Source organism: Rhizobacter sp. P2_H2, from assembly GCF_056403375.1.
In genome coordinates this window covers 1-665 of the sequence record NZ_JBFUFP010001727.1, presented here as the reverse complement: position 1 = coordinate 665, position 665 = coordinate 1, and the positions used below count along the sequence as shown (strand labels likewise).

At 73.4% G+C, this 665-nt stretch carries 1 pseudogene; it reads right to left on the bottom strand.

The annotated features are described in order from the left end of the window. Nucleotides 1–553, bottom strand: a pseudogene (locus tag AC1D15_RS35865) (translation initiation factor IF-2); the annotation flags it as partial. Nucleotides 554–665: the final 112 nt, after the last annotated feature.

Here is a 665-nt window from a genome sequence, read left to right as displayed (position 1 = left end):
CCTTCACCGACATCTTGTGCGCGAGGTCGGCGACGCTGATGGTCTCCGGCACGTGCACTTCCTGGATCTGCTGCTCGGGCGGCGCGACGAAGCCGCTGCCCTGCCCGTCGTTGCGGTCGCCACGGCGGCCGCCACGCGGTGCACGCCAGCCCGGACGGGCCGCGGAATCGTTGCGGGTCTTCAGCGCGCGCTTCTTCGCGGCGTCATCGGCCCAGCTCGACGACAGCTTCTCGGACTTGACGGACTTCTTGTCGCCCGGCTTGTCGCCCGGCTTCGCGGCGGCCGTGGTGGTCGCAGCGCCCGGCGCGGCGGCCGGCTTGTGGATCGTGCCCTTGATGCCTTCCTTGCCGGCTTCCGGCTTCGGCGGCTCTTCCGGCTTCTTGGCCGTCAGCACCTTCTTCGGCGCGTTCATCATCGCGCGGATCGCGGCGGCTTCGTCCTCGGCGGCCTTGCGGCGCTTGGCCAGGTCGGCGGCGCGCTGCTTCTCTTCGTCGACGACGTCGGCGGCCTTGATCACGCGCAGTGCGGGCTTCGGGGGCTCGACCGGGGCCACGGGGGCGGCAGCAACGACGGGTGCCGCCGTGGGTGCCGGAGCAGCCTTGGCAGCGCTCGCCGCGGCCTTCGCGGCCGGGGCAGGCGTCGGGGCCGCTGCGGCAGCCGCGGCG